Raw genomic sequence first — 18,413 nt, 5'->3', positions numbered from 1 at the left:
CCCGTGGCCGCCCGCACCAAGGCCCGCAAGCGCGCCCTCGACCTGCTGTTCGAGGCCGAGCAGCGCGGCGTCGACCCCGCGGACCTGCTGCGTGAGCGGCTCGCGAAGCCCGTCACCGAGCACGCCCTCGCCGAGCTGACCGCCGACCTCGTCACCGGCGTCGGCGAGCACCGCGACCAGCTCGACGAGCTGATCACCACCTACTCCCAGGGCTGGACCCTCCAGCGGATGCCCGCCGTCGACCGCGCCATCCTGCGGCTCGGGGCCTTCGAGGTGCTGCACTCCCCGGACGTCCCCGAGGCCGTCGCCATCAGCGAGTGGGTGTCGCTGGCCACCGAGCTGTCCACCGACGACAGCCCACGCTTCGTCAACGGGCTGCTCGCCCGCCTCGCCGAGGTCAAGCCGACCCTGGCCTGACGCCGCGGCGCGGTCACCACCGATACCCGGTTGCCGCCGGCGTCCCGGCGCGTCACCCTCGGGCGATGACCACCGTCCGACCCGCCGTCCCCGCCGACCTGCCGCTGCTCGGACCCCTCGAGGACACCGGCGACGCGCAGTTCGCCGAGCGCTTCGGGGACCTCGACTGGCCGCCGGCCGACTCCGGCGAGGAGCGCGCCGCCCAACCCGGCTTCCTGCTCGTGGCCACCGAGGACGAGGAGGTCGTGGGGTTCGCGCACGTGCTGCACCTCGCGGGACACTGGCACCTCGAGCAGCTCTCGGTGGACCCGGTGCGCCAGCGACGGGGCCACGGCGCGGCCCTGCTCGACGCGGTGGCCGCCGAGGTGCGGCGCCGGGGCGGCCTCGAGCTGACCCTGCGGACCTACGCCGACGTGCCGTGGAACGGGCCCTGGTACGCCCGCCACGGATGGGTCGAGGTCGCGGACCCGGCGTGGCACGCCGGACTCCTCGTCGCGGAGGACCGGATGGACCTGCCCCGCCACGGCCGGCGCATCGCCATGCACCTCGACCTGCGCTGAGGTCCGAGGGACCGACCGACCGAGCGACCGACGGTCAGCGCGCCCCGGCGCTCGCGAACACGACCTCCGGCCACGGCGAGGCGGCCAGCCAGCGGCGGTAGGTCTCGGCGTCGGCGTCGGCCGGCGGGAAGAGCGGCTGGTGGCCGGGGAGCCCGCCACGTCGGCCTCGGGGCAGGTCTCGGCACCGGTGGGGATGCTCGTCGTGGTCACGGAAGGCCTCCTTCGGCGGTCGGGCGCGCGCTGCGTGCATCACAGTGTGTTACACGATGCATAGGCACAGGTTATGTGTCTCACGACCCGGATGGTCGGCGACGCCGACGGGCCGGCGCTCGTCTGGCCACCGCCCCCCGTCGCGTGGTGCACTGGGCCGATGAGCACCCTCGGCCCACGCCTGGCGCAGGCGATCGCCGCCAAGGACGCCGCCGCGGTCCGCGAGCTCGTGGCCGACGACGTCGACTTCCGGGGCCTGACGCCGGGCCGCGCGTGGGAGGGCACCGGGCCCGACGCGCTCGTCGAGGTGCTCTTCGGGTCATGGTTCGAGGAGGCCGACGAGGTCCGGGCGCTGCTCGACGTCACGACCGGTGCCCCCGTCGAGGACACCCTGCGCGTCTCGTACCGGATGGCCCTGCGCACCCCGGACGGCGACTTCACCGCCGAGCAGCAGGCGTACTACCGCACGCACGACGACCGCATCTCGCACCTGCGCGTCCTGTGCTCGGGCTTCCGCCCCGCGGCCGGCCTCCCGGACTGAGCCCCGGCCCTCAGCGCCCGTCGCGCGGACCGAACACCGTGAGCGCCACGGCGTCCGAGTGCTCACCCCGCACGTACTCGTCGACCCAGGCCCGGGCGTCGGGGTATGTCGACTCCGCCTCGATGCGTGCGCACACCGCGTCGACATCGATCTCGGTGTGCCGCAACGACACCTGACCGTCGCGCAGCAGCGCCCACGCACCGCCGACCCGTCCGTACGGCATCCCGATGCTCCCCGGGTTGACGACGAGCCGGCGGTCGACGAGCCGGACGAAGGGCATGTGGGTGTGGCCGCAGCAGACGGTGCCCACCGTCGACGGCACGTCGGCGAACGCCTCGGCCCAGCGCTCGAGCCGGGTGTCGACGAGCACCACCTCGTCGTCGTCGCGCGGGCTGCCGTGGCAGAACAGCACCTCGCCGAACCCCGCCACCGGCCGCACGACGGGATGGGGCAGGCCGGCCAGCAGCGCCACCTGGTCCGGCCGCAGCGCCGCGGCCGCGGAGACCGACTCCGGGTACTCGCAGGCCTCTCCGCGGGTCACCCCGACGACCTCGCGGTCGGCGTTGCCGCGCACGAGCAGCACCCGGTCGCCGAGCGCGCTCAGCGCATCGAGCGTCTCGACGGGCATCGGCCCCGACACCAGGTCGCCGGTGACGACGACGAGGTCGGCGGCCCGCACGTCGGGCTCGGCGAGCACGGCCTCGAGCACCGGCAGCACGCCGTGGGTGTCGGACAGCAGGGCGACGGACCCGACCTCGGCAGCACTCATCCACCGACCCTACGGCGACACGGTCCCGGGTCGTGGGCACCTGTGCGACCGACCGCGAGCGACCCCGTAGAGTGATCGGCGATCGACGTCCTTTAACGACCTGTCCCGTGAGGCAGGGAAGGAGGTCTGCGCCTGTGCGCGCCGACGACACGCTGCCCCCGGCCGGTGCCCCCCGCACCGTGATGAGCGAGACCGACGTCTCCCGGGCCCTGCGCCGCATCGCCCACGAGATCGTCGAGCGCAACAAGGGCGCCGACGACCTCCTCCTGCTCGGCATCCCGACCCGCGGCGTCGAGCTGGCCCGCCGCCTCGCCGCCCTCCTGCACGACGTCGAGGGCGCCGACGTGCCGGTCGGCGAGCTCGACATCACGATGTTCCGCGACGACCTGCGCACCCAGCCGACCCGGGCGCCGCTGCGCACCCGCATCCCGGCGACGGGCGTCGACGACCAGGTCGTCGTCCTCGTCGACGACGTCCTGTACTCGGGGCGCACCATCCGGGCCGCGCTCGACGCCGTCGCCGACCTCGGGCGACCGCGCGCCGTGCGTCTCGCGGTGCTCGTCGACCGGGGCCACCGCGAGCTGCCCATCCGGGCCGACCACGTCGGCAAGAACCTGCCCACCGCCCACACCGAGCGGGTCATGGTGCGGCTGAGCGGCGTCGACGAGGCCGGCGACTCGGTGACCATCGCGGCCGGCGAGACCCGCGCCGGCCGCCCCTCGACCCCGGGAGGCGCCCGATGAGGCACCTGCTCTCCAGCGCCGACCTGACCCGCGACGACGTCCGGATGCTGCTCGCCACCGCCGCCGAGATGCACGAGGTGCAGCGGCGCGACGTCAAGAAGCTGCCCACGCTGCGCGGCCGGACGATCATCAACCTCTTCTTCGAGGACTCCACGCGCACCCGCAGCTCCTTCGAGATCGCCGGCAAGTGGATGAGCGCCGACACGATCAACATCACCGGCAAGGGCAGCAGCACGAGCAAGGGCGAGTCGCTGCGCGACACGGTGATGACCATCGACGCGATGAGCGTCGACTGCGTCGTCATCCGGCACATGGCCAGCGGCAGCGCCCACCAGGTCTCGCAGTGGGTCGACGCCAGCGTCGTCAACGCCGGCGACGGCACGCACGAGCACCCGACCCAGGCCCTCCTCGACGCCTACACGATGGAGCAGCGGCTCGGCAGCCTCGAGGGCCGGAAGGTCGCCATCGTCGGCGACCTCACGCACAGCCGGGTCTTCCGCTCCAACGCGATCACCCTGCGCACGCTCGGCGCCGACGTCACGCTCGTCGCCCCCCCGACCCTCATGCCGAGCGGCATCGGCACCTGGGCCGCCGCCGACGGCCTGACCCTCACCGACGACCTCGACGCCGTGCTCGCGTCCGGCCCGGAGGCGGTGATGATGCTGCGCGTCCAGCGCGAGCGGATGAGCGGCGGCTTCTTCCCGACCCCGAGGGAGTACACCGTGGGCTTCGGCCTGACCCGTGACCGGCTGCGCGCCCTGACCGCCGCGAACCCGGAGGCGGTGATCTGCCACCCGGGCCCGATGAACCGCGGCCTCGAGATCAGCGCCGACGCCGCCGACGCCGCGCAGAGCCTCGTCCTCGACCAGGTGAGCGCGGGGGTGGCGGTGCGGATGGCCGTCCTCTACCACCTGCTCGCCGGCGAGGAGGCCGCAGCATGAGCGACCTCCTGCTCACCGGCGTCACGTGGCACGACGCCGACGGCACCGGGCACACCGGCGACGTCGCCGTCCGTGAGGGCCTGGTCACCGAGGTCGGCCGGGTGGAGGACACCGAGGGCCTGACCCGCCACGACGCCGACGGCCTCACCCTCCTGCCCGGCTTCGTCGACCTCCACACGCACCTGCGCGAGCCGGGCCGCGAGGACGCCGAGACCATCGCCTCCGGCTCCCGGGCCGCCGCGGCCGGCGGGTTCACGGCCGTCCTCGCGATGGCCAACACCAGCCCGGTCACCGACACCGCCGAGGCCGCCGAGCGCGTCCTCGACCTCGGCCGCGCCGCCGGCCTCGTCGACGTCGTCCCGGTCGGGGCCGTCACCAAGGGCCTCGACGGCCACGAGCTCGCCGAGCTCGGCCTGATGCACCGCTCCCGCGCCCGGGTGCGGGTCTTCTCCGACGACGGCCGGTGCGTCGCCGACGCCCGGGTGATGCGCCGGGCGCTGGAGTACGTGCGGGCCTTCGGCGGGGTCGTCAGCCAGCACAGCCAGGACCCCGCGCTCGCCGGCTCGCAGGCCTGCTGCCACGAGGGTGAGCTCTCCGGCCGGCTCGGGCTGCCCGGCTGGCCGCCGGTCGCCGAGGCCGCGGTCATCGCCCGCGACGCGATGCTCGCCCGGCACACCGGCAGCCGCGTGCACGTCGCCCACGTGTCCACCGCCGAGGGCCTCGACGTCGTGCGCTGGGCCAAGGCGCAGGGCATCGCGATGACCGCCGAGGTCACCCCGCACCACCTGGCCCTCGGAACCGAGCTGGTCGCCGGCTACGACCCGGTCTTCAAGGTCAACCCTCCGCTGCGGCCCACCGAGGACCAGCAGGCCCTGCGTGACGGCCTCCTCGACGGGACCATCGACGCGGTCGCCACCGACCACGCGCCGCACGCCCGGCACGACAAGGAGCACGCCTTCGTCGACGCCGCGTTCGGGATGCTCGGGCTCGAGACCGCCTTCGGGGTGGTCCACGACCTCCTCGTCGCGAGCGGCGCGATGTCGATGGCCGACCTCGCGCGCGTCATGTCCACCAACCCGGCCCGCATCGCCGGGCTGGCCGGTCACGGCCGCCCCGTCGCCCCCGGCGAGCCCGCGAACCTCGTGCTCGTCGACCCCACGGCCACGGTCACCGTCGACCGCGACGCCTCCCACTCCCTGTCCCGCAACACCCCGTGGCACGGCCGCACCCTCACCGGCGCCGTCCACACGACGATCCTGCGCGGCGACGTCACCGCGCGGGAAGGAGAGCCTGCACCGTGCTGACCACCCGCGAGCCCGCCGTCCTCGTCCTCGAGGACGGGCGCACGTTCACCGGAAGCGCCTACGGCCACCTCGGCGAGACCGTCGGCGAGGCCGTCTTCTCCACCGGCATGACCGGCTACCAGGAGACCCTCACCGACCCGAGCTACCACCGCCAGGTCGTCGTCATGACCGCCCCGCACGTCGGCAACACCGGCTGGAACGACGAGGACGACGAGTCCGGGCGCATCTGGGTCGCGGGCTACGTCGTGCGCGACCCCGCGCTGCGGCCGTCGAGCTGGCGCTCGAACCGGTCCCTCGAGGAGGAGCTGGACGCGCAGGGCGTCGTCGGCATCTGCGACGTCGACACCCGCGCCCTGACCCGCCACCTGCGCGAGCGGGGTGCGATGCGGGTCGGCATCTTCTCCGGCGACGTCTCGGCGATGAGCCGCCCCGAGCTGCTGCACCGCGTCACGGGCGCTCCCGAGATGGCCGGCTCGGCGCTGGCCGCCGAGGTCGCGACGAAGGAGGCCTACCTCGTGCAGCCGGTGGGGGAGAAGCGGTTCACCGTCGCCGCGGTCGACCTCGGCATCAAGAGCAACACCCCGCGGATGATGGCCGAGCGCGGCATCGAGGTGCACGTGCTGCCCGCCACCGCCACCCTCGACGAGGTCCGCGCGGTCGAGCCCGACGGCGTCTTCTTCTCCAACGGCCCGGGTGACCCCGCCACCGCCGAGATCCAGGCCGAGCTGCTGCGCGGGGTGCTGCGCGACGGCCTCCCGTACTTCGGCATCTGCTTCGGCAACCAGATCCTCGGGAAGGCCCTCGGCTTCGGCACCTACAAGCTGAAGTACGGGCACCGTGGCATCAACCAGCCGGTCATGGACCGCACCACCGGCAAGGTCGAGGTCACCGCCCACAACCACGGCTTCGCCGTCGACGCGCCGCTGGAGGGCTCCACCGCCACCGAGTTCGGCGCCGCGAGCGTCAGCCACGTCTGCCTCAACGACGACGTCGTCGAGGGCCTCGAGGTCCGCGACGGCGACCGCCTCGTCGCCTTCTCGGTGCAGTACCACCCGGAGGCCGCGGCCGGCCCGCACGACGCCGCCTACCTCTTCGACCGGTTCACCGACCTGATGTCCGGTCGAACGCCCGGCGCGACGACGGAGGGGGTGAGCTGATGCCGAAGCGCGACGACATCACGAGCGTGCTGGTCATCGGGTCCGGCCCGATCGTCATCGGCCAGGCCTGCGAGTTCGACTACTCCGGCACCCAGGCCTGCCGCGTGCTGCGCGAGGAGGGCATCCGGGTCATCCTCGTCAACTCCAACCCGGCGACGATCATGACCGACCCCGAGTTCGCCGACGCCACGTACATCGAGCCGATCACCCCGGAGATCGTCGAGAAGATCATCGCCAAGGAGCGCCCGGACGCCGTCCTCGCGACCCTCGGCGGCCAGACCGCGCTCAACTGCGCCATCGAGCTGCACGACCGCGGCATCCTGGAGACGTACGACTGCCCGCTCATCGGCGCCAACGTCGAGGCCATCCAGCTCGGCGAGGACCGCGAGAAGTTCAAGGGGGTCGTCGACGCCGTCCGCGAGCTCGACGGGCTCCCGGCCGAGTCGGCCCGCTCGAGCATCTGCCACTCGATGGACGAGGTGCTCGCGGCCGCCGAGGACCTCGGCTACCCGGTCGTCGTCCGCCCCTCGTTCACGATGGGCGGCCTCGGCTCGGGCTTCGCGTACACCGAGGCGGAGCTGCGCCGCATCGCCGGGGCCGGCCTCCAGTACAGCCCGGTCCACGAGGTGCTCCTCGAGGAGTCGATCCTCGGCTGGAAGGAGTACGAGCTCGAGGTGATGCGCGACCACGCCGACAACGTCGTCGTCGTCTGCTCGATCGAGAACCTCGACCCGATGGGCGTGCACACCGGCGACTCGATCACCGTGGCGCCGGCCCTGACCCTCACCGACCGCGAGTACCAGACGCTGCGCGACATCGGGATCCAGATCATCCGGCGGGTCGGTGTCGACACCGGCGGCTGCAACATCCAGTTCGCGGTGAACCCCGAGGACGGCCGGGTCGTCGTCATCGAGATGAACCCGCGCGTCTCGCGGTCCTCGGCGCTGGCGTCCAAGGCCACCGGCTTCCCGATCGCGAAGATCGCGGCCCGGATGGCCATCGGCTACACGCTCGACGAGGTGCCGAACGACATCACCCAGGAGACCCCGGCCTCCTTCGAGCCGACCCTCGACTACGTCGTCGTCAAGGTGCCGCGCTTCGCCTTCGAGAAGTTCCCGGCCGCCGACGACACCCTGACGACGACGATGAAGTCGGTCGGTGAGGCGATGGCCATCGGCCGCTCCTTCACCGAGGCCCTGCAGAAGGCGCTGCGCAGCCTCGAGAAGGCGGGCAGCAGCTTCCACTGGACCGGTGAGCGGCCCACCACGGAGGAGGCCCGCGCCCTGCTCGAGGTCGCCCGCCGCCCCACCGACGGCCGGATCGTCACCGTGCAGCAGGCGCTGCGGGGCGGCCTGTCGGTCGAGGAGGTGCACGACGCCACCGGCATCGACCCGTGGTTCCTCGACCAGATGGAGCTCGTCAACGAGGTCGCCGCCACGGTGGCCGCCGCCGACGAGCTGACGCCCGCGCTGCTGCGCCTGGCCAAGCGGCACGGCTTCAGCGACGCCCAGCTCGCGTCGCTGCGCTCGATGCCCGAGGCCGTCGTCCGCGGGGTGCGGCACGCGCTCGGGGTGCGCCCGGTCTACAAGACCGTCGACACCTGCGCGGCCGAGTTCGCCGCCCGCACGCCGTACCACTACAGCGCGTACGACGAGGAGTCCGAGGTCGCCCCGCGCGAGCGGCCCGCCGTCATCATCCTCGGCAGCGGGCCGAACCGCATCGGCCAGGGCGTCGAGTTCGACTACTCCTGCGTGCACGCCTCCTTCGCCCTGCGCGACGCCGGCTACGACACGGTGATGATCAACTGCAACCCCGAGACGGTCTCCACCGACTACGACACGAGCAGCCGGCTCTACTTCGAGCCGCTGACCCTCGAGGACGTCCTCGAGGTCGTGCACGCCGAGACCGAGGCCGGCCCGGTCGCGGGCGTCGTCGTGCAGCTCGGGGGCAGACGCCCCTCGGGCTGGCCAAGGCGCTCAAGGCGGCGGGCGTGCCCATCGTCGGCACCTCGCCCGAGGCCATCGACCTCGCCGAGGACCGCGGCGCCTTCGGCCGCGTGCTGCACGAGGCCGGTCTGCCGGCCCCGAAGCACGGAACCGCCTACAGCGCACCGGAAGCCGTCGAGATCGCGCGCGAGATCGGCTACCCCGTGCTCGTCCGGCCGTCCTACGTGCTCGGCGGGCGCGGCATGGAGATCGTCTACGACGACGAGACGCTCACGGGCTACGTCGAGCGGGCGACGGTCGCCAGCCCCGAGCACCCGGTGCTCGTCGACCGCTTCCTCGACGACGCCATCGAGATCGACGTCGACGTCCTCTACGACGGCACCGAGATGTACCTCGGCGGGATCATGGAGCACATCGAGGAGGCCGGCATCCACTCCGGCGACTCCTCGTGCGCGCTGCCCCCGGTCACCCTCGGCGCCACCGAGCTCGAGCGGGTGCGCGAGTCGACGCTCAAGCTCGCCCAGGGGATCGGGGTCCGCGGCCTGATGAACGTCCAGTTCGCCCTCGCCCAGGACATCCTCTACGTCCTCGAGGCCAACCCGCGGGCCTCGCGCACCGTGCCGTTCGTCGCCAAGGCCACCGGCGTCGCCCTGGCCAACGCCGCGGCGCGGATCATGCTCGGCGCCACCATCGCCGAGCTGCGCGACGAGGGCGTCCTGCCCCGGCACGCCGACGGCGGACGGATGCCCGCCACGTCGCCGGTCTCGGTCAAGGAGGCGGTGCTGCCGTTCAAGCGGTTCCGCACCGCCGAGGGGCTCGTCGTCGACAGCCTGCTCGGCCCGGAGATGCGCTCGACCGGCGAGGTCATGGGCATCGACACCGACTTCGGGCGGGCCTTCGCCAAGAGCCAGCTCGGCGCCATCAGCGGGCTGCCCACCAGCGGAACGGTGTTCGTCTCGGTCGCCAACCGCGACAAGCGCGCCATCATCTTCCCGGTCAAGCGCCTCGTCGACCTCGGCTTCCGCATCCTGTCGACGTCGGGCACCGCAGAGGTGCTGCACCGCAACGGGATCGAGGCCGACGTCGTGCTCAAGCACGCCGAGCGCGGAGAGGGCGGGCAGTCGGTCGTCGACCTCATCAACGCCGGCGAGATCGCCATGGTCGTCAACAGCCCGAGCGGGCCGAGCGCCAGCACGCGCGCCGACGGGTACGCCATCCGGGCCGCCACCGCGGCGATGGACAAGCCGATCATCACGACGGTGCAGCAGCTGGCGGCCGCGGTGCTGGCCATCGAGGCGGTGCAGCACGACGACCTCACGGTCACCTCGCTGCAGGACCACACCGCCGCGCTCAACCTGCACGGCATCGGGGCGGGCGCGTGAGCGCAGGGGTCGTCCAGGTCGCCGGCGAGGTCATCGCCAACCGGCGGGTGGGCGCCTACCACCACTTGACCCTCGTCGCGCCGGGCGTCGCCGAGCTCGCCCACCCCGGGCAGTTCGTCGCCCTGGCCGTCGGCGGGCCGACGTCGGCGAACCTGCTGCGCCGCTGCTTCTCGCTGCACAAGGTCAAGCCGTCGGGCACCTACGGCGGCACGGTCGACGTCGTCGTCGCCGCCCACGGCCCCGGCACCCAGTGGCTCACCGGCCTGTCCGCGCACGACGCGGTCGACGTCGTGGGGCCGCTCGGCCGGCCGTTCCCGCTGCCTGCCGAGCCGGTCGCCTGCGTGCTCGTCGGGGGCGGCTACGGTTCGGCGCCGCTGTTCTGGCTCGCCGAGGCGCTGCGCGAGCGCGGCTGCCACGTCGAGATGGTCCTCGGGGCGGCGTCGGAGGACCGGCTCTTCGGGGTCGTCGAGGCCCGGCGCACCGCCGACGGGGTCACCGTCACCACCGACGACGGCTCGGCCGGGCGCCGGGGCTGGGTCTCCGACGTGCTCGGCGACGTCGTCGACCGCACCTCGGCCGGCGTGGTCTACGCCTGTGGGCCGATGGGGATGCTCCGCTCGGTCACCGACGTCGCGCAGGCGCACGGCGCGGTCGCGCAGGTCGCCGTCGAGGAGTCGATGGCCTGCGGCATCGGGGTCTGCATGACCTGCGTCATGCCGGTCACCGGCAACGACGGCGTCACCCGGATGGTCCGCTCCTGCGTCGAGGGCCCGGTGTTCCGTGGCGACCGGGTGCGCTGGGACGCCATCGAGGGCGGCATCACCCGCGTGCCCGACGACGCGCTCGGCGCCCCGAGGCCGGGGGCCACTGATGGTGGACATGACGACGACCCTCGCCGGTGCCGAGCTGCCGAACCCGGTGATGACGGCGTCCGGGTGCGCCGCGAACGGCCAGGAGCTGCACCGGTTCTTCCCGGTGTCCGAGCTCGGCGCCTTCGTCACCAAGACGGTGATGAAGGACCCGCGCTCGGGTCGCGCCACGCCGCGGATGGCCGAGACCGCCTCCGGGATGCTCAACTCCATCGGGCTCCAGGGCCCGGGCATCGACGCGTTCTGCGACAAGGACCTTCCGTGGCTGGCCGAGCAGGGCGCCCGCGTGCTCGTGTCGGTCGCCGGCAACACCGCCGAGGAGTTCGGCGAGGTCGTGCAGCGGCTCGTCGCCTCGCCGGCCTGGTCGTGCGTCGTCGGGGTCGAGGCCAACATCTCCTGCCCCAACGTCGCCAACCGCGGGCTCGTCTTCGCCTGCGACCCGGTGTCGTCGGAGCGGGTCGTGCAGATCGTCCGCACGCGCGTGCCCGACGGCGTGCCGGTGTTTGCCAAGCTCACCCCGGACGTCACCGACATCGTCGCCATCGCCGACGCCGCCCTGCGGGTCGGGGCCGACGGCCTGACGATGATCAACACCCTGCTCGGCATCGTCATCGACACCGACCTGCTCCGCCCGCAGCTGGCCGGCACGACGGGCGGGCTCTCCGGGCCGGCCGTCCGTCCGGTCGCCGTGCGGGCCATCTGGCAGGTCACCTCGGCCATGCGCGCGGGCACGATCCCGACCGCTCCGGTCATCGGCGTCGGGGGAGTGCGCACCGGCACCGACGCCCTCGAGCTGGTCGCCGCCGGCGCCTCGGCCGTCCAGGTGGGCACCGCGACCTTCAACGACCCGCACGCGCCGCGCCGGGTCCTCACCGAGCTCGAGGCCGAGGTGGCCCGGCACGGCTTCACCCGCTTCGCCGACGTCGTCGGCATCGCCCACGACAGGATGGTCACGCTGTGACGAGCACCCCCTTCGGCACCCGGCTGCGCGCCGCGATGGACGAGCACGGCCCGTTCTGCCCGGGCATCGACCCGCACGCCGCCCTGCTCGACGCCTGGGGCCTGCCCGACACCGTCGACGGACTCGAGCGGTTCGCGGCGGCCTGCGTCGAGGCCTTCGGGGGATCGGTGGCCTGCGTCAAGCCGCAGTCCGCGTTCTTCGAGCGGTTCGGCTCGCGCGGTGTCGCCGTGCTCGAGCGCACCCTCGAGGCGCTGCGGGAGGCCGGGACCCTCACCCTGCTCGACGCCAAGCGCGGGGACATCGGCACGACGATGGGCGGCTACGCGCAGGCCTACCTCTCCGACGACTCGCCCCTGCGGGCCGACGCCGTGACGGTCAGCCCGTTCCTCGGGTACGGGTCGCTGCGGCCGGCGCTCGACCTCGGGGCGGCCACCGGGCGCGGGGTGTTCGTGCTGGCGCTGACGTCCAACCCTGAGGGGCCCTCGGTGCAGCACGCCGTGCTCGACGGGCGCACCGTCGCCGCCTCGGTCGTCGAGGGCGCGGCCGAGGACAACGCGGCGGCCCGGGAGGCGGGGGGCCTCGGCAGCGTCGGGCTCGTCGTCGGGGCGACCGTCGGCACGGCGGCCCGCGACCTCGGTCTCGACCTCGCCGGGTCGGCGGCGCCGCTGCTCGCACCGGGTCTCGGGGCCCAGGGCGGGACCCCCGAGGGGCTGCGCGAGACCTTCGGCGACGCCCTGCCCCAGGTGCTCGGCAACAGCTCGCGCGAGGTGCTCGGGGCGGGCCCGTCCGTCGCCGCCCTGCGGGCCGCGGCCCGGCGCAGCGCCGACGACCTCGCGGCCGTCGTCGGGGCGCGGCGAGGCTGATGTCGGGGGCCTCCTCCGGCGCGGTATTGTCGCGAACGAACAGTCGGACGTTGAGCAGCCAGCGCCCGCAGTGACCGTCAGGAACTCTCCGTGGCCCTTCCCCCGCTCACCCAGGAACAGCGCGCAGCCGCCCTCGAGAAGGCGGCTGCCTCCCGACGCGAACGGGCCGAGGTGAAGAACCGTCTCAAGCGGGCCGGTGCCTCGCTGGGCGCCGTCATCGAGGAGGGGAAGAGCAACGACGTGGTGGGGAAGATGCGGGTGTCGGCGCTGCTCGAGTCGATGCCGGGCGTCGGCCGGGTCCGGGCCCGCCAGATCATGGAGGAGATCGGCATCTCCGAGAGCCGTCGCGTGCGCGGCCTCGGCCAGAACCAGGTGGCGGCGCTCCTCGACCGCTTCGGGCGGCAGTGACGACCCCCTCCCGCCTCACCGTCCTCGCCGGGCCGACCGCGGTCGGCAAGGGGACGCTCGCTGCCTACGTCCGGGAGCACCACCCCGAGGTGTGGCTCTCGGTGTCGGTGACCACCCGGCGCCCCCGTCCCGGCGAGGTCGAGGGTGTCCACTACCACTTCGTCTCCGACGAGCGCTTCGAGGAGATGGTCGCCGCCGGCGAGCTCCTCGAGTGGGCGGTCGTCCACGGCCGGGCCAAGTACGGCACGCCGCGCGCCCCCGTCGAGGAGGCGCTGGCCGCCGGCCGGCCGGCGCTGCTCGAGATCGACCTCGCAGGGGCCCGCCAGGTGCGCCGCACCATGCCCGACGCCTTCTTCGTCTTCCTCGCACCCCCGAGCTGGGAGGAGCTGGTCCGCCGGCTCGTCGGGCGGGGCACCGAGGACGCCGAGGAACGGGCCGCGCGCCTCGACACCGCCCGGGTCGAGCTGGCCGCCGCCGAGGAGTTCGACGTCACGGTCGTCAACGACGACGTTCGGCGTGCGGCGGAGGACCTCGTATCATGGACGCGAACCCCCGTCCCCACATCGAAACGAGACTGACGCGTGTCCGGAACCACGGCGACCCCCATCGGCATCACCAACCCGCCGATCGACGAGCTCCTCGAGCAGGCCGACTCCAAGTACGCCCTCGTCCTCTACTCCGCGAAGCGGGCCCGGCAGATCAACGCCTACTACGCCCAGCTCCAGGAGGGCCTCCTCGAGTACGTCGGCCCGCTCGTCGACTCCGAGGTCCACGAGAAGCCGCTGTCCATCTCCCTCCGCGAGATCAACGAGGGCCTCCTGACCTCCGAGCCGACCCCCGAGACCCCGACCGAGGGCTGACCCCACCGTGAAGGTCGTCCTCGGCGTCGCGGGGGCATCGCGGCGTACAAGGCGTGCTCGCTGCTGCGGCTGCTCACCGAGGCCGGCCACGACGTCACCGTCGTCCCCACGGCCTCGGCGCTGCACTTCGTCGGCGAGGCGACCTGGTCGGCACTGTCCGGCAAGCCGGTCCACACCGACGTGTGGTCCGACATCACCGAGGTCCCGCACGTGCGGATCGGCCAGGAGGCCGACCTCGTCGTCGTCGCCCCGGCCACCGCCGACCTGCTGGCCCGCGCGGCCACCGGCCAGGCCGACGACCTGCTCACGAACGTCCTGCTCACCGCGCGCTGCCCGGTCGTCATGGCGCCCGCCATGCACACCGAGATGTACGAGCACCCGGCGACGCAGGCCAACATCAGCACCCTCACCGAGCGCGGCGTCCACGTCGTGCCGCCCGCGTCCGGCCGCCTGACCGGTCGTGACAGCGGGCCGGGACGGCTGCCCGAGCCCGAGCAGCTCTTCGAGATCTGCCGGCGCGAGCTCGAGCGCAGTGGTGCGGCGGCTCCCGCCCCGCCGGCAGCCCGGGGCGCCCTGGCCGGGCGGCGGGTGGTCGTCAGCGCCGGCGGCACCCGCGAGCCGCTCGACCCCGTCCGCTTCCTCGGCAACCGCTCGTCGGGCAAGCAGGGGTACGCCCTGGCCCGGGTCGCCGCGGCCCGGGGCGCCGAGGTCGTCCTCGTCACGACGTCCGGCCTCGAGGTCCCGGCCGGGGTCCGCGCCGTGCCGGTCGAGACCGCCCTGCAGATGGAGTCCGCCGTGCGCGCCGAGGCGGCCGAGGCCGACGTCGTCGTCATGGCCGCCGCGGTCGCCGACTTCCGGCCCGCCGCCTACACCGGGCACAAGATCAAGAAGACCCACGGCGTGGGGGCCGACGGCTCCGCCGACGAGTCGGCTCCCGCCGTCGCGCTCGTGCGCAACCCCGACATCCTCGCCGGGCTCGTCGCGGCGCGCGGCGGGTCGGGCTCGCCGGTCGTCGTCGGGTTCGCCGCCGAGACCGGGGACGCCGACGGCTCCGTGCTCGAGCACGGCCGGGCCAAGCTCGCGCGCAAGGGCTGCGACGTGCTCGTCGTCAACGAGGTCGGCGCCGACCTGACGTTCGGCAAGGACGAGAACACCGTGCACGTGCTGCGCAGGGGGAGCGAGGCGGTCCTCGACGTCGGGCCGGCCACGAAGGACGCCGTCGCGGCCGCCGTCTGGGACGTCGTCACCGACCTGCTCTGAGCCGGCGGGCCCTCACTCGGCGGTGTACTCCACCGTCCAGTCGGGCCCGAGCTCGGCCTGCAGGCGCCGCGCGTGCTGCCGCCCGGCGTCCAGCCACGCCGCGTACGCGTCCTTCTCGCGAACCTCGAACCGCGGGCCGAGCAGGCGCTCCCACTCCCGGGCCCAGGCCCGCAGCGCCTCCGTCAGGCGGCCGGTGACCGGGAGGTCGTCGAGGTCGACCATGCCGTCGTCGGCCCACACCGGGTCGGCGGACCAGTCCGGGAAGACCCGCAGCCGCTGGGGCGCGACGGTCCGGCCGGGGTTCACGGCCCCAGCCTGCCACCGGTCGAGAGACGAGAACGTGCCGTCGACCCGGTGGGGTCGACGGCATGTTCTCGTCGTTCGACTGCGGGTGGGCCCCGGGAGGTCAGCGCTTGGCGGAGGCCTTCTTGCCCGCGGCGGCCTCGACCGGCTCGTCGCCCTCGTCGCCGAGCTCGTCCTCGACGTCGTCGGCGGCCTCGTCCTCGGGCTCGACCTCCTCGTCGACCTCCTCGACGTCGGCGTCCTCGTCCTCCACGTCCTGGGCGGCGAGCTCGGCCAGGGTCGGGACGCGACGGCCGTCCTCGGTCAGACGCTCGTCGCCGGTCTCGGCGGACTCCTCGACGACCTCGTCCTCGGCCGGGGCGAGGGCCTCGGCGGCCGCGGGGCCGCCGAGCGTGGCGAGCATGTTGCGGACGTTCGAGAGCTGCGCGGTGATGCTGTCGCGGCGGGCGGTGGCGGCGGCGAGCTCGCGCTCGGAGTCGCGGCGCACACGGTCGGCCTGCTCCTTGGCGGAACGGACGATGTCGGCGGCCTCGGTGCGCGCGGCCTCGAGCAGGCGCCCGGCCTCGCCGGTCTTGGCCTGGTGGTCCTCCTCGGCCTCCCGGGCGAGCAGGTCGGCCCGCTCCTGGACGGCCAGCAGGGCCTGGTCCTGCTTGGCGATCTGGTCGTTGAACTCGGCGGCGGCGGCGTCGCGGCGCTCGCCGAGGGTCTTCTCGAAGTCGGCGGCCTGCGCGGCGGCCGTGGCGCGCTGCTTCTCGAAGTAGGCCTCGGCCTCCTCGCGGCGGGCGGCGGCCTCGCGGGCGGCGTCGTCGACGATGGAGTCGGCCTCGGCCTTGGCGCGCGAGAGCACCTCGGCGGCGTCGGTGTCGGCGCGGTTGCGCACCTCCTCGGCGTAGGTGTCGGCCTCGGCACGGGCCAGCTGCGACTGCTCGTCGGCGAGCCGGCGGGTCTGGTCGGCGTCCTCGGCGGCCGCGCTGCGGATCGAGGAGGCCTCCTCGTCGGCGAGCCCCAGCATCGAGCCGATGCGCTCGCCGAGGTCGGCGAAGGTCGGGCTGGAGACCTTGCGGCCCTCGTCCTCGAGCTGGGCGATGCGGCTGCGGTGCGCCTCGAGCTCGGAGCCCGCGGCCTCGGCGTCCTGGCGGGTCTTGGAGAGCTCGACCGAGGACTCCGCGGCCTCCTGGCGGGCCGCCTCGGCCTCCTGCCGGGCGGTCTCGACGGCCTGGTGCAGCGCCGCGAGGTGCGCGTCGACCTGGACGGGGTCGTAGCCGCGGAAGACGGTGGGGAACTCCGGCTGGTTCATCAGGACTCCTGGTCGGGGATGGGTGCGGTGTCGGTGGGCTGGTCGGCGGGGCCCGGGTCGGCCCGGTCGTCGGGGGGAGGCGGGGCGTCGTCCTCGGAGACGGCCAGGGCGTCGATGACCCCCGACAGCCGGCCCAGCTGGGTGGTGATCGCGTCGCGTCGCGCTGCGAGTGTATGCACCTCGGCCCGGGCCCGCTCGACCGCCGCGTGCGCCTCGGCACGGACGGCGTCGGCGCGTTCGCGGGCCTCGTCGGAGGCCTTGACGATCTCGGCCCGCGCGGCCCGGTGGTACTCGTGGGCCTCGCGGTGCATCCGCTCGACGTCCTCGGCCGTGCTCTGCCGGACCCGCCGGGCCCCCTCGTCGGCCTCGGCCAGCCGGCGCTCGGCCCGGGCGGTGGCCTCGGCCTCGCGGGCGCGGGCGTCGGCGACGAGCCGCTCGGACTCGCGGGCCGCGGCCTCCCGGGTGCGCTCGGCGTCGGCGCGGGCCTCGGCGAGGACGGACTGGGCCAGCTCGCGCATCCGCCGCGACTCGGACTCGGCCTCGGCGAGCCGGTCGCGGCTCTTGGCGGTGGCGCTGTGCAGGAGGGTCTGGACGCGCTGGCGGTGCGACCGGGTGCGCTCGACGACCTCCTGATGGTGCTCGCGGGCCCGGCGCTCGCGCTCGGCGTCGGCCCGCTCGAGCACCTCGCGGACCGTGCCCTGGGCCCAGGCCAGGTGCTTCTCGGCGCTGTCGACGACCGACGCGGCCTCCGCCTCCGCCTCGGCCAGCAGCCGGGTGGCCTCGGCCCGGGCGTCCTCGAGCAGCCGGCCGGACTCGGCGCGCGAGCCCTCCTCGCGGGTGGTCAGCTCGGTGAGCCGGGCCAGCACCTCGGCCTCGGCGTCCGCACGGTGTCGGGCGGCGTAGGTCTCCGCCTCCTGGCGCAGGCCGGCGAGCTCGGCGTGCGTGGTGTCGCGCAGCGTCGCGAGCTCGGCGGTGTGCACCTCGTGCTCGGCGGCCCAGCGCTCCTGGTGCCCGCGCTCCTCGTCGGCGAGGCGGGTCATCGTCGTCTCGTGCTCGTGGCGGGCCCGCTCGAGGGTCGCGTCGGCCCGGCGCTGGGCCTCGGCCACGAGGGAGGCCGCCTGCTCCTCGGCGATGGAGACGGCCTCGTCGCTGGTCTTCGTGGCCGTCATGCGCAGCAGCGCCGCCTGGTCGGCGGCGTCGGCGAGCATGATCTCGACCTCGGAGCGGGTCTCCTCGAGCCGGCGGTCGGAGTCCTCGCGGGCGGTCTCGACCCGGGCGGTCAGCTCGGCGAGCTCGTGGGCGGCCGCGGCCGACTCGGCGCGGATGCGGGAGGCCTCGGCCCGGGCGGCGCTCAGCTCGGTGCCGGCCTCCTCGCGCAGCTGGTCGGCGAGGTCCTGGGCCCGGGTGAGCAGCGACAGCGCCTCGTCGACCGGGCTCGTGGACGTCGCGACGCCCCGCGCGGCCTCGGTCGCCTCGATGCTGGACCCGTCGGACACGGGGCCCATGATTCCATGCGCGTGCCGCGAGCCGGACCGGGCCCGCGACGCTTCTCAGGGACCGGTATGTTGGGCCGGTGCGCCGCCACCCACGGGGCGGCGCTGCCCCACATCGAAGGAGTTGCC

General features: G+C 74.3%; 18 protein-coding genes and 3 pseudogenes. 15 read left to right on the top strand and 6 right to left on the bottom strand.

The window, feature by feature from the left end:
* Positions 1-3 precede the first annotated feature (3 nt).
* Complete coding sequence (gene nusB / locus G7075_RS07640; protein ID WP_166120578.1) at positions 4-417, top strand: transcription antitermination factor NusB; 414 nt, start codon at positions 4-6, stop codon at positions 415-417.
* A gap of 65 nt (positions 418-482) precedes the next feature.
* Positions 483-977, top strand: coding sequence for a GNAT family N-acetyltransferase (locus G7075_RS07635; RefSeq protein ID WP_166120575.1), 495 nt, complete (start codon positions 483-485; stop codon positions 975-977).
* Positions 978-1,011: 34 nt separating this feature from the next.
* Here the strand turns inward: G7075_RS07635 and G7075_RS07630 are convergent, their stop codons facing one another.
* Positions 1,012-1,227: a hypothetical protein gene (locus G7075_RS07630; protein WP_166120572.1), complete on the bottom strand. Its 216-nt coding sequence runs from the start codon at positions 1,225-1,227 to the stop codon at positions 1,012-1,014.
* A 120-nt stretch (positions 1,228-1,347) separates the two neighbouring features.
* Between G7075_RS07630 and G7075_RS07625 the strand changes: the two genes are divergently transcribed.
* Positions 1,348-1,728, top strand: coding sequence for a hypothetical protein (locus G7075_RS07625; protein ID WP_166120569.1), 381 nt, complete (start codon positions 1,348-1,350; stop codon positions 1,726-1,728).
* Between the two features lie 10 nt (positions 1,729-1,738).
* Here G7075_RS07625 and G7075_RS07620 read toward each other — a convergent pair whose 3' ends face one another.
* Positions 1,739-2,497: a metallophosphoesterase gene (locus G7075_RS07620; protein WP_166120567.1), complete on the bottom strand. Its 759-nt coding sequence runs from the start codon at positions 2,495-2,497 to the stop codon at positions 1,739-1,741.
* 134 nt (positions 2,498-2,631) lie between these two features.
* Between G7075_RS07620 and pyrR the strand changes: the two genes are divergently transcribed.
* The 5 genes and pseudogenes from pyrR (at position 2,632) to carB (ending at position 9,970) form a co-directional block, all read left to right on the top strand.
* Positions 2,632-3,240, top strand: coding sequence for a bifunctional pyr operon transcriptional regulator/uracil phosphoribosyltransferase PyrR (pyrR, locus tag G7075_RS07615; protein ID WP_256378062.1), 609 nt, complete (start codon positions 2,632-2,634; stop codon positions 3,238-3,240).
* Complete coding sequence (locus G7075_RS07610) at positions 3,237-4,181, top strand: aspartate carbamoyltransferase catalytic subunit (protein WP_166120564.1); 945 nt, start codon at positions 3,237-3,239, stop codon at positions 4,179-4,181. Before pyrR ends, G7075_RS07610 begins: the two co-directional genes overlap by 4 nt.
* Entirely contained in the window at positions 4,178-5,485 is a 1,308-nt protein-coding gene (locus G7075_RS07605) for a dihydroorotase (RefSeq protein ID WP_166120561.1), read from the top strand. Before G7075_RS07610 ends, G7075_RS07605 begins: the two co-directional genes overlap by 4 nt.
* Positions 5,479-6,642 carry a glutamine-hydrolyzing carbamoyl-phosphate synthase small subunit gene (gene carA, locus G7075_RS07600; RefSeq protein ID WP_166120558.1) on the top strand — a complete coding sequence of 388 codons (1,164 nt, stop codon included), beginning with the start codon at positions 5,479-5,481 and terminating at the stop codon, positions 6,640-6,642. The genes G7075_RS07605 and carA overlap by 7 nt, the downstream gene beginning before the upstream one ends.
* Positions 6,642-9,970, top strand: a pseudogene (carB, locus tag G7075_RS07595) (carbamoyl-phosphate synthase large subunit). The gene carA and the pseudogene carB overlap by 1 nt, the downstream one beginning before the upstream one ends.
* 358 nt (positions 9,971-10,328) lie before the next feature.
* Here carB and G7075_RS21030 read toward each other — a convergent pair.
* A complete protein-coding gene (locus G7075_RS21030) occupies positions 10,329-10,475 on the bottom strand; it encodes a hypothetical protein (RefSeq protein WP_240917968.1) in 147 nt (48 codons plus the stop codon).
* A gap of 97 nt (positions 10,476-10,572) precedes the next feature.
* On the opposite strand from G7075_RS21030, the pseudogene G7075_RS22635 reads away from it, so the two are divergent.
* The 7 genes and pseudogenes from G7075_RS22635 to coaBC form a co-directional block, all read left to right on the top strand.
* Positions 10,573-10,707: pseudogene (locus tag G7075_RS22635) on the top strand (dihydroorotate dehydrogenase electron transfer subunit); the annotation flags it as partial.
* Between the two features lie 142 nt (positions 10,708-10,849).
* Complete coding sequence (locus G7075_RS07585; protein WP_240917967.1) at positions 10,850-11,800, top strand: dihydroorotate dehydrogenase; 951 nt, start codon at positions 10,850-10,852, stop codon at positions 11,798-11,800.
* A gap of 35 nt (positions 11,801-11,835) precedes the next feature.
* Positions 11,836-12,663, top strand: coding sequence for an orotidine-5'-phosphate decarboxylase (gene pyrF, locus G7075_RS07580; RefSeq protein WP_166124282.1), 828 nt, complete (start codon positions 11,836-11,838; stop codon positions 12,661-12,663).
* A gap of 90 nt (positions 12,664-12,753) precedes the next feature.
* Complete coding sequence (gene mihF, locus G7075_RS07575) at positions 12,754-13,071, top strand: integration host factor, actinobacterial type (protein ID WP_166120552.1); 318 nt, start codon at positions 12,754-12,756, stop codon at positions 13,069-13,071.
* Positions 13,068-13,649: a guanylate kinase gene (gene gmk / locus G7075_RS07570; RefSeq protein WP_166120550.1), complete on the top strand. Its 582-nt coding sequence runs from the start codon at positions 13,068-13,070 to the stop codon at positions 13,647-13,649. Before mihF ends, gmk begins: the two co-directional genes overlap by 4 nt.
* Positions 13,650-13,652: 3 nt before the next feature.
* The gene (rpoZ, locus tag G7075_RS07565; RefSeq protein WP_166120547.1) at positions 13,653-13,931 is read left to right on the top strand and encodes a DNA-directed RNA polymerase subunit omega; all 279 of its coding nucleotides are present in this window, start codon (positions 13,653-13,655) and stop codon (positions 13,929-13,931) included.
* 7 nt (positions 13,932-13,938) lie between these two features.
* Positions 13,939-15,191: pseudogene (coaBC, locus tag G7075_RS07560) on the top strand (bifunctional phosphopantothenoylcysteine decarboxylase/phosphopantothenate--cysteine ligase CoaBC).
* 12 nt (positions 15,192-15,203) lie between these two features.
* Here coaBC and G7075_RS07555 read toward each other — a convergent pair.
* The 3 genes from G7075_RS07555 to G7075_RS07545 form a co-directional block, all read right to left on the bottom strand.
* Positions 15,204-15,497, bottom strand: coding sequence for a hypothetical protein (locus G7075_RS07555; RefSeq protein WP_166120544.1), 294 nt, complete (start codon positions 15,495-15,497; stop codon positions 15,204-15,206).
* A 100-nt stretch (positions 15,498-15,597) separates the two neighbouring features.
* Positions 15,598-16,791: a DivIVA domain-containing protein gene (locus tag G7075_RS07550; RefSeq protein WP_166120542.1), complete on the bottom strand. Its 1,194-nt coding sequence runs from the start codon at positions 16,789-16,791 to the stop codon at positions 15,598-15,600.
* Complete coding sequence (locus G7075_RS07545) at positions 16,791-18,287, bottom strand: hypothetical protein (protein ID WP_166120539.1); 1,497 nt, start codon at positions 18,285-18,287, stop codon at positions 16,791-16,793. Before G7075_RS07545 ends, G7075_RS07550 begins: the two co-directional genes overlap by 1 nt.
* Between the last annotated feature and the right edge of the window lie 126 nt (positions 18,288-18,413).

It is taken from the genome of Phycicoccus sp. HDW14, from assembly GCF_011383005.1.
Taxonomy (GTDB): domain Bacteria; phylum Actinomycetota; class Actinomycetes; order Actinomycetales; family Dermatophilaceae; genus Phycicoccus.
This window is presented reverse-complemented; position numbering and strand designations above follow the sequence as displayed.

Coding starts and splice junctions, on each gene's coding strand:
- G7075_RS07550 (WP_166120542.1), bottom strand. CDS start 16,791: ATGAACCAGCCGGAGTTCCCCACCGTCTTCCGCGGCTACGACCCCGTC.
- G7075_RS07605 (WP_166120561.1), top strand. CDS start 4,178: ATGAGCGACCTCCTGCTCACCGGCGTCACGTGGCACGACGCCGACGGC.
- G7075_RS07610 (WP_166120564.1), top strand. CDS start 3,237: ATGAGGCACCTGCTCTCCAGCGCCGACCTGACCCGCGACGACGTCCGG.
- G7075_RS07620 (WP_166120567.1), bottom strand. CDS start 2,497: ATGAGTGCTGCCGAGGTCGGGTCCGTCGCCCTGCTGTCCGACACCCAC.
- G7075_RS07635 (WP_166120575.1), top strand. CDS start 483: ATGACCACCGTCCGACCCGCCGTCCCCGCCGACCTGCCGCTGCTCGGA.
- G7075_RS07625 (WP_166120569.1), top strand. CDS start 1,348: ATGAGCACCCTCGGCCCACGCCTGGCGCAGGCGATCGCCGCCAAGGAC.
- G7075_RS07585 (WP_240917967.1), top strand. CDS start 10,850: ATGACGACGACCCTCGCCGGTGCCGAGCTGCCGAACCCGGTGATGACG.
- pyrF (WP_166124282.1), top strand. CDS start 11,836: ATGGACGAGCACGGCCCGTTCTGCCCGGGCATCGACCCGCACGCCGCC.
- G7075_RS07630 (WP_166120572.1), bottom strand. CDS start 1,227: ATGCACGCAGCGCGCGCCCGACCGCCGAAGGAGGCCTTCCGTGACCAC.